1 protein-coding gene is annotated in these 1,842 nt (G+C 71.2%); it reads left to right on the top strand.

Annotation, left to right across the window (positions count from 1 at the left end):
- Nucleotides 1-1,689, top strand: a 1,689-nt coding sequence (locus AOK08_RS36755; protein ID WP_198539500.1) for a S41 family peptidase, incomplete at its 5' end; no start/stop codon positions are given.
- Nucleotides 1,690-1,842 lie beyond the last annotated feature (153 nt).

Below are 1,842 nucleotides of genomic sequence, written 5' to 3' on the forward strand. Positions count from 1 at the left end.
CCCTTCGCCCTGTCCCCCGACGGACGACCGGCCGCCGGTGGCCTGGACCCCGTCGAGGACGAAGGCTCCGAAGGCACGACGGACGGCACGGTGATCGTCGAGGTCGAGGGCCTGGAGAGCCGGGTGACGCCCTTCCCGGTCACCGCGTCCAAGTACTCGGCGCTGCATCCGGTCCCGGGCGGCGGGCTGGTGTGGCTGCGCTGGCCGATCTCGGGCGCGCTGGGCGAGACGTTCGCGAATCCGGCCGACACGAGCGGCCGGCCCACGCTCGAACACTTCAACCTCACCAAGGGCAAGAAGTCCCAACTCGTCGACCACCTGGACTGGTTCGCGGTGAGCGGCGACGCCTCACGGCTGGTCGTGGTCGACGAGGACGAGCTGCGCGCGGTGCCCTCCACCGACCCGGGCGACAGCGACACGACCGTCTGGATCGACCTGCGCCGGGTCATGCACGAGGTCGATCCCCCGGCGGAATGGCGCCAGTCGTACGAGGAGGCGGGCCGCCTGATCCGCGCGTACTTCTGGGAACCCCAGATGTGCGGCATCGACTGGGACGCGGTGCTGGAGCAGTACCGCCCGCTGGTCGAACGGGTCGCGTCCCCGGACGAGTTCGCCGACCTCCTCCGCGAGGTCCTGGGCGAACTGGGCACCTCCCACGCGTACGTCACACCGGCCCGCCGCAACGAGGGCCCGCCCCACTACCAGCGCAGGCAGGGCCTGCTGGGCGCCAACTTCGTACGCAGGGAAGGCGGTTGGATGCTCGACCGGATCCTCCCCGGCGACTCCTCCGACTCCAAGGCCCGCTCCCCGCTGGCCGGTTCGGGAATCCGGGAGGGCGCACTGCTCACCCACGTGGACGGCCGCCCGGTGGACCCGGTGACGGGCCCGTTCCCGCTGCTCGCGGGTGCGGGCGGTACGACGGTGGAGCTGACGTTCACCCCGGCGGAGGGCGAGGGAAGAGCCAGGCGGGTCGCGGTGGTCCCCCTGATCGACGAACGCCCGCTGCGCTACCAGGACTGGGTGGCCAAACGCCGGGAGGTGGTACGGGAGTTGAGCGGCGGCCGATGCGGCTATCTGCACATCCCCGACATGGGCGGCTCGGGCTGGGCCCAGTTCAACCGCGACCTGCGCATGGAGGTGTCGAGGCCCGCCCTGATCGTCGACGTACGCGGCAACGCGGGCGGCCACATCAGCGAGTTGGTGGTGGAGAAACTGACGCGCACGATCCTGGGCTGGGACCTGACACGCAACGCCCAGCCGGTGTCGTACGCCTCGAATGCCCCGAGGGGGCCGGTGGTCGCCCTGGCGGACGAGGCGACATCCTCGGACGGCGACATGATCACGGCAGCGTTCAAACTCCTGAACCTGGGCCCGGTGGTGGGCCAGCGGACCTGGGGCGGGGTGGTCGGCATGACCGGCCGCCACCGCCTGGGCGACGGCACGGTGATCACGGTCCCGATGAACGCGGCCTGGTTCGACACGTACGGCTGGACAGTGGAGAACCAGGGCGTGGCCCCGGACCTGGAGGTCCTGCGCACCCCCCTGGACTGGGCGGAGGGCCGCCACGTGGAAACGGACGACGCCATCAAACTGGCCCTGGCCCTACTGCGAACCCACCCAGCGGCAACACCCCCGGACTACACAGAGGTCCCCAACAGATCCAGACCAAAACTCCCCCCGCGTTCCTGACACACCCTCACCCCCAACTCCCGGACACGTTCCCGACCCCACCTCCGGCACGCGTCCTCAACCGCAACTCCGGGCGCGTTCTCGACAGGCGCCGGCCCCACCCACCCAGGGGCGCGGGGAACTGCGCGACAAGCCCCCACCGGACCCGCACCC

Origin of the sequence: Streptomyces graminilatus (assembly GCF_001418565.1) — a bacterium.
GTDB classification, from domain to species: domain Bacteria; phylum Actinomycetota; class Actinomycetes; order Streptomycetales; family Streptomycetaceae; genus Streptomyces; species Streptomyces graminilatus.